Source organism: Caballeronia sp. RCC_10 (assembly GCF_041360715.1).
GTDB lineage: Bacteria > Pseudomonadota > Gammaproteobacteria > Burkholderiales > Burkholderiaceae > Caballeronia > Caballeronia grimmiae.
Window position 1 is genome coordinate 35,428 of sequence record NZ_JBFUPT010000027.1, and the last position, 7,951, is coordinate 43,378.

General features: G+C 67.9%; 5 protein-coding genes. All 5 read left to right on the plus strand.

Annotation, left to right across the window (positions count from 1 at the left end):
* Positions 1-1,893 carry a type VI secretion system baseplate subunit TssF gene (gene tssF, locus AB6804_RS27260; protein ID WP_370889102.1) on the plus strand — a complete coding sequence of 631 codons (1,893 nt, stop codon included), beginning with the start codon at positions 1-3 and terminating at the stop codon, positions 1,891-1,893.
* Positions 1,869-2,933 (plus strand): type VI secretion system baseplate subunit TssG, encoded by a 1,065-nt coding sequence (tssG, locus tag AB6804_RS27265; RefSeq protein WP_370889103.1) that lies wholly within the window; start codon positions 1,869-1,871, stop codon positions 2,931-2,933. The genes tssF and tssG overlap by 25 nt, the downstream gene beginning before the upstream one ends.
* An 81-nt stretch (positions 2,934-3,014) precedes the next feature.
* On the plus strand, positions 3,015-5,663 hold the full coding sequence (gene tssH / locus AB6804_RS27270; RefSeq protein WP_370889104.1) for a type VI secretion system ATPase TssH: 2,649 nt from the start codon (positions 3,015-3,017) through the stop codon (positions 5,661-5,663).
* A gap of 12 nt (positions 5,664-5,675) precedes the next feature.
* Positions 5,676-7,022: a type VI secretion system-associated FHA domain protein TagH gene (gene tagH / locus AB6804_RS27275; RefSeq protein ID WP_370889105.1), complete on the plus strand. Its 1,347-nt coding sequence runs from the start codon at positions 5,676-5,678 to the stop codon at positions 7,020-7,022.
* A gap of 13 nt (positions 7,023-7,035) precedes the next feature.
* On the plus strand, positions 7,036-7,818 hold the full coding sequence (locus AB6804_RS27280; protein WP_370889106.1) for a PP2C family serine/threonine-protein phosphatase: 783 nt from the start codon (positions 7,036-7,038) through the stop codon (positions 7,816-7,818).
* The last annotated feature ends 133 nt before the right edge of the window (positions 7,819-7,951 follow it).

A 7,951-nucleotide genomic window follows, 5' to 3' on the forward strand; every position in this document is an offset into this window, starting at 1 on the left:
ATGGACCCGCGCCTTCTGCGTCACTACAACACCGAGCTTGCGCATCTGCGGGAGATGGGCGCGGAGTTCGCGCAGCAGTTTCCGAAGATCGCGGCGCGGCTCGGGATGAGCCGCATCAATGGCATGGAAGTCGCCGATCCGTACATCGAGCGCCTGCTCGAAGGCACCGCGTTTCTCGCGGCGCGCGTCCAGTTGAAGATCGAAGAGGAGTTTCCGCGCTTCACGCAGCAACTGACGCATGTGGTGCTGCCGCAGGCCGCCTGTCCGACGCCTGCGATGCTTATCGCGCGTCTCGCGCCCGATCTCGCGAGCCCGAATCTCGCCGATGGCTTCGTCGTGCCGCGCGGCGCCGCGCTCATCGCGCCGATGACGTCCGCTGACGCGCCGCCCTGCGAGTTCCGCACCGCCGCCGACCTCACGCTGTGGCCCGTCGAGCTGACCGAAGCGCGCTATCTCGCGCAGGTGCAGGACTTGCCGCTCGCGGCGCTGTCCGGAACGCGCCCAATTGCGAATCGCGTGCAGGGCGCGCTACGCATCCGGCTTGCGTCCGCCGAAGGTTTCTCGTTCGATACGCTCGGCCTCGATCCGCTCAGCCTCTATTTCGCGGGCGGCGACGAAACGGCGTATCGGCTGTATGAAACGGTGATGGCCGGCACGCTTGCGATCGTCGTATCGACGCCCGAGCGCCCTAGCCGCACGCTCGCCGTTCTTTCCGCCGACGCCCTCGCGCCCGCCGGCTTCAGCGACGCCGAAGCCCTGCTGCCCGTCACGCCCAACGCGTTCCAGGGCTATCGCCTGCTGCACGAGTATTTCGCGCTGCCGGAGCGCTTTCGCTTCTCGCGCATCGACGGTTTGGCGGATGTGCTGCCGTCGTTCGCGGCGCGCGAAATCGAAGTGACCTTTCTGCTCGCCACGAGCGATGCGACGCTCGAGCGCATCGTCACCAAAGACCACGTGCTGCTCGATTGCGTGCCCGCGATCAATCTCTTCCCGAAGCAGGCCGACCGCGCGCTCGTGACGGACGCCGCCGCGCGCTTTCATGTGGTGCCGGACCGCACGCATCCGCTGGATTTCGAAGTGCATTCGGTGACCGGCGTATCGGGCTACGGCGCGAGCGACGACGCCGAGCAGACGTTTCAGCCGTTCTACGGTGACTTCCTCGCGGACCGCCCCGGCGACGCGGCCTACTTCACGACCGAACGCGAGCCGCGCATCGTGCCGGCCGGGCGGCGCAAGAGCGGCGCGCGCACCGAGTATGTCGGCAGCGAGACATTTGTATCCATCGTCGATCCGAACGCCGCGCCGTATCGCGGCTCGCTGCGGCAACTCGCGTTCGCGACGCTCTGCACCAACCGCGACCTGCCGCTCCTGATGCCGCGCGGCGGCGCGAGCGGCGGATTCTCGCTCGACATCGCCGCCCCCGTCGCCGATGTGCGCTGCGTGAGCGGTCCGTCGCGGCCCGCGCCGGCGAACCTCGACGCCGCGCGAAGCTGGCGGCTGATCGACCAGCTTTCGCTGCACTATCTGTCGCTCGGCCACGGCTCGCGCGATGCCGCCGCCGCCCTTCGCGCGCTGCTCGCGCTGCACGTGCCGGACGTCGATCAGGCCGGCCGCGCGCAGGTTGCAGGCGTCGTCGCCGTCGATGCAAAACCCGTCGTGCGCCGTCTGCCGATGCCGGGTCCGATCGCGTTCGGGCGCGGCCTGACGATCGACGTGCGCGTCGACGATCTCGCGTTTCAGGGCGGCAGCGCATGGCTCTTCGGCTGCGTGCTGGAACGCTTCTTCGCGCGCTATGTGTCGATCAATTCGTTCGTGCAGACCGTCCTTTCGACGAGCACGCGCGGCGAGATTCTGCGGCTGCCACCGCGATGCGGCACGAGAGCCATCTTCTGAGCGAGGCGGCGCGCGACGAGCCGCCGCCTGCGCTCCCGCGCGAGCTGTCCGCTCTGCTCGATGCCGTCGCCGCCGCGCCGCATCGGCATGATTTCTATCGCGTGATGCGGCACATCGAAGCGATGACGCCGCACCTGCCGCGCCTGGGCTGCGGCGCGCGTCCTGTCGATGAGCCGGTGCGGCTCGCGCAAGACGTGTCGCTGGCCTTTGCGCCCGCCCCGCTTGCGGCGCTCGAACAGACGGACGGCGCACGCGCCCCGCGTCTCGCCCAGCGCTTCTTCGGCTATCTCGGCCCCAACGGACCGCTGCCGCTGCATCTGACCGATTTCATCCGCGAGCGCGTGCTGCACCACGGCGACCGGGCTTTCGCGCGGCTGCTCGATACGCTGCTGCATCGCTTCCTGCTGCTGTTCTATCGCGCGTGGGCGCAGGGCCGGCCGGTCAATGCGCTGGATCGGCCGGGCCACGACCGCTTCGCGTTCTACACCGGCGCACTGATCGGTCTCGCCGATGAAGCGAGCCGTCATCGGGATGCCGTCTCCGATCACGCGAAGCTGCATTTCGCGGGCCTCTGGAACATGCAGACGCGCCCCGCCGATGCGCTCGAAGCCATCGCCGGGGCGCTCTTGCGCGTGCCGGTGCGGGTTGAGCCGTATCGCGGGCACTGGATGACGCTGCAAGCCGGCGAGCGCACCGCATTGCGACGCCATGGCGCGCATCTCGGACGCGGCGCGGTCCTGGGCCGCGCGGTTTGGGATCGTCAGCATGCGTTCCGGCTCGTGATCGGGCCGCTGTCGCTTGCGCAGTTCGAATCGCTGCTGCCGGACGGCAGCGCGCTGCCGACGCTCGTCGCACTCGTGCGCCAACATCTGAACGGCGAGCTCGCGTGGGACGCGCAACTCGTGCTCGCCGCCGACGAGGTGCCGACCGCGCAACCCGGCCGCTATGGACGGCTCGGCTATTCGACGTGGCTCGGCCTGCAGAGCCGCCACGCCGATTGCGCCGACCTCGCGCTCGATGCCGAATCGAAAGCGCCTTGAAAATGCCCGCCGCCGCGCCGTCTTATCGGATGAGGACGCGCCGTCGGCCGGCGTGCGCGCATCCACGAAAGGAGTCGGACGATGGCGGAAATCAGTCGCGTCGCGCTGTTCGGCAAGCTGAACAAGCTCGGCTACAAGACCGTCGAAGGCGCGAGGGTCTATTGCAAGATGCGCGGCAACCCGTACGTGGAGCTTGCGCACTGGATCACGCAGATCGTCGAGACGCCGAACTCGGACTGGCAGCGGATCGTCGCGCATTACGGCATCGACGCCGCCGTGCTCTCGCGCGAGATGACCGCGACGCTCGATCGCCTGCCGCGCGGCGCGACATCCATCTCCGACATCTCCGAGCACATCGGCGACGCCATCGAGCGCGGCTTCGTCTACGGCGCACTGCTGTTCGGCGCGACGAAAGTCCGCACGGGCCATCTGCTCGTCGGCATGCTCAAGACGCCGCGACTGCGCAGCGTGCTGTTCGGCATGTCGCGGCAATTCGAGCGCATCAAGCCCGACGATCTGTCCGATAACTTCGCGCGCATCGTCGCCGGTTCGGTCGAGGATCGCGAAGACGAGCCGCATGCTTCGACACCCGCGCCCGAAGCCGACGCGGCGGGAAGCGGCGGCGCGCGGCAGGAAGCGCTGCGCAAGTACGCCACCGATCTCACGGAGAAGGCGCGCCGCGGCACGCTCGATCCCGTCACGGGCCGCGACGACGAAATCCGCCAGCTCGTCGATATCCTCATGCGGCGGCGGCAGAACAATCCGCTCCTGACGGGCGAAGCGGGCGTCGGCAAGACGGCGGTCGTCGAAGGATTCGCGCAACGTCTCGTGCGCGGCGACGTGCCGCCGCCGCTGCGCGAAGTCGCGCTGCTGTCGCTCGATCTCGGGCTGCTGCAGGCGGGCGCGAGCATGAAAGGCGAGTTCGAGCAGCGTCTGCGGCAGGTCGTCGAGGAAGTGCAGGCGAGCCCGAAGCCGGTGATTCTGTTCATCGACGAAGTGCATACGCTCGTCGGCGCGGGCGGCGCGGCCGGAACCGGCGACGCAGCGAATCTGCTGAAGCCCGCGCTCGCACGCGGCGATCTGCGCACGATCGGCGCGACGACGTGGGCCGAGTACAAGAAGCACATCGAGAAAGACCCCGCGCTCACGCGGCGCTTTCAGGTGGTGCAGGTCCACGAACCCGACGAGGACAAGGCCGTGCGGATGCTGCGCGGCGTGGCGGCGGTGCTGGAAGGGCATCATCGCGTGCAGTTGCTGGACGAGGCGATCGAGGCGGCCGTGCGGCTGTCGCATCGCTATATTCCGGCGCGGCAGTTGCCGGACAAGGCGGTATCGCTCGTCGATACCGCGTGTGCGCGCGTCGCCGTCAGCCAGCACGCGACGCCGCCGCAGGTGGACGACTGCCGCCGCCGCATCGAGGCGCTCGAAGTGGAGGCGCAGATCGTCGCGCGGGAAGCGAATGCGGGCGTCGATACCGGCACGCGCGCCGCCGATGTCGCCGCGATGCTCGCCCGCGAACGCGATGCGCTCGGCGGGCTGGAGTTGCGCTGGGAGGAAGAAAAGCGCGTCGTCGATGAACTGCTTTCGCTGCGCGCGGCCCTGCGCGAGAAAGGCGAGGCCGTCGATGCGGCATCAGACTCGCGCGATGCCCTGCTTTCGAAGCTCGCCGGCCTGAAAGCGCGTCTTGCCGAACTTCAGGGCGACGCCCCGCTGATCCTGCCGAGCGTCGATGCGGGCGTGATCGCGGGCGTGGTCGCGGACTGGACCGGCATTCCGGTCGGCAAGATGCTGAAAAACGAGCTTGCCGCCGTGCTGAATCTCGCCGATGCGCTCGACCGCCGCGTGATCGGTCAGCGCCATGCGCTCGAAATGATCGCCAAGCGCATCCAGACATCGCGCGCGCGGCTCGACAATCCGGACAAGCCGGTCGGCGTGTTCCTGCTCGCGGGCACATCGGGCGTTGGCAAGACGGAAACTGCGCTCGCGCTTGCCGAAACGCTGTACGGCGGCGAGCAGAACGTGATCACCATCAACATGAGCGAGTTCCAGGAGGCGCATACCGTGTCGACGCTGAAGGGCGCGCCGCCCGGTTACGTCGGTTATGGCGAGGGCGGCATCCTCACCGAAGCGGTGCGCCGCCGGCCATATAGCGTCGTGCTACTCGATGAAGTCGAGAAGGCGCATCCCGATGTTCACGAGATCTTCTTCCAGGTCTTCGACAAGGGCTGGATGGAAGACGGCGAAGGCCGCGCGATCGACTTTCGGAACACGATCATCCTGCTCACGTCGAATGTCGGCTCGGAGCTCATCATGTCGATGTGCCGCGATCCGGCCAATCCGCCCGCGCCCGAAGCGCTCGCGCGCGCGTTGCGCGGGCCGCTGCTCGACGTGTTTCCCGCCGCGCTGCTCGGGCGGCTCGTCGCGGTGCCGTACTACCCGCTGTCCGACGCGATGATGGCCGACATCGTGCGCCTGCAACTGACGCGCATCCGCCGCCGCGTCGCGGACAATCACGGCATTCCGTTCGACTACGACGACGACGCGGTGAAGCTCATCGTTTCGCGTTGCACAGAAGCGGAATCCGGCGGGCGCGTGATCGACGCGCTGCTCACGAACACCGTGCTGCCGCGCATCTCGATGGAATATCTGACGCGCCTCACGGAAGGCCGCGCGCTCGCGCACATTCGTCTGTCGGCGAGCGCGGACGACTTCGTCTATGCGTTCGACTGAATCGGCGGAACCATGCTCACGCTCACGGTGACGCTTCATAACGGACAGCCGCCACGCGTGCCGCTCGCGGCGACCTTCGATGCCGACGGCGGGACGGTCGGCCGCGCGGCGACGAACCGGCTCGTGCTCGACGACGCCGAGCGCACCGTATCGCGCCTGCACGTTCAGATCGTGCGGCGCGACGGACATTACCGGCTGATCGATCGCGGCAGCAATCCGGCGCTGGTCAACGGCGCGCCGCTCGATCCGGGCCAGGACGTGCCGCTCGCGCATGGCGACCAGGTGCAGATCGGCGGCTACCAGTTGCGCGTGGATGTCTCGGGCGACGACGACACGGTCAGCAGCGAATCGCCATCGGACGATCCGTTCGCCGGGCTGTTCGACGCGCCGCGCGCCAAGGCCGCGCCCGAAGCCGAGACCGCCGACGAACTGCTGCGCGCCCCGCCCGCGCCTTTGCCGCGCGGCACCGGCGACTTCGACTTTTCCTTCGACGATCCCGCGTCGAAACGCACCATCGACGAGTTGTTCGATCTCCGTGCGGGCGCAGTCGTCGATCCGCTGACCGATCCGCTGTCGCAACCGAACACCGCTCACGACGCCGATCCGTTCGCGAGCCTCACGAGCGGCGTGCGTCCCGTCGAGCCGCCGGCAACGCACTCCGACGCCGGGTCCGAACTGCATAGCGCGTTCACGCCGCCGCGTCCGCAAGCCGCGCCCCGGCCCGCCGCGCCTCGCATGGCGCAAGCCGCATCGGGCGACGATCGCGCGCTCGTCGATGCGTTCCTGCGCGGCCTCGATGCGCCAGGCGTGCATATCGACGCCTTATCGCCCGCGCTGATGCAGCTCGTCGGCCAGTTGTTGCGCGAGGCGACGCGCGGCACGCTGGAACTGCTGGCGGCCCGCGCTGCGCTCAAGCGCGAGATGCGCACCGAGGCAACGGTGATCGCCGCAGCCGACAACAATCCGCTCAAGTTTTCGCCGAACGTCGAAGCTGCGCTCGCGCATTTGCTCAATCCGCCGATGCGCGGCTTCATGCCGCCCGCCGCCGCACTCGACGACGCCTATGCCGACTTGCGGGCGCATCAGGTCGGCGTGGTGGCGGGCATGCGCGCCGCGCTCGATGGCGTGTTCGAGCGCTTCGAGCCGGAGCGCATCGAGGCGCGCCTGTCGGGTCGCTCGATGCTGGATGGCTTGCTGCCGGGACTGAGCCGCCGCGCGCGCTGCTGGGATTGCTTCACGCAGATGTACGGTCAGCTTTCGAGCGAAGCGACCGAAGATTTTCATACGCTTTTCGGCCGCGCATTCGTGGCGGCGTACGAAGCGCAGATCGACGCACTGAACCGGCGCGCTCGCCGCTGACGAGAGAATCGACATGCAACTGCAAACCGCGAGCGTGAGCGAGGTAGGCGGACGTTCTCGCAACGAGGATGCGTATGGCCAGTGGCGGCACGGCACGCTGTTCGCGAGCGTCGTCGCGGATGGCGCGGGCGGTCACGGCGGCGGCGATGCGGCATCGCGTATCGCGGTCGATACGGTTTTGGCGGAACTGACGCGCGTTGCTTCGGCGGGCGTCGCGCTGACGGGCCTCAATTTGCTGCGCGTGCTTTTGCGCGCGAACGACGCGATCATCGATGCTCAGGAACATGATCGCGAGCGTTCGCAGATGCGCTCGACGGCGGTGCTGCTCGGCATCGACGAGACGGCAGGCGTGGCGGCCTGGGCGCATTGCGGCGATACGCGGCTTTACTGCTTTCGGCGTGGGGCGACCGTGGTGCAGACGCAGGATCATAGTCTCGTGCAGAGCATGATCGATGCGAACCTGCTCGATACGCGGGACGTGCGCGGGCATCCGCGTCGCAATGTGCTGTTTTCCGCGCTCGGCACGGCGGAGGATCTTTCGATTGCGGCTTCCGAAGAGCCTTTCCTCATTGCCGAGGGGGATGCGTTTTTGCTCTGCACCGATGGGTTTTGGGAGTACCTCGACGAGTCTTTGATGATCGAAGCGATCGGACGCGCGCAGACGCCCGCGGTGTGGCTCGATTTGATGGTCGCACAGTTGCGGGAGGCCGCTCGGCTTAATCAGGATAATTTCACCGCTAGTGCGGTCTGGATCGGGGATGCGGCGGGGGCGACGGTATTGCTCGCGGCGGATTGAGGTATTGAGTTGCCGCTTGCGCGGGGCGATATCTTTCTTGGCAGTTCGCCAAAGTTGTCTACATGAACGTCCCCCTTTGCGCCGGACTTTCGAGTCTTCGAAAAACAGGATGGGCTGCAGCTCTACATCCGGC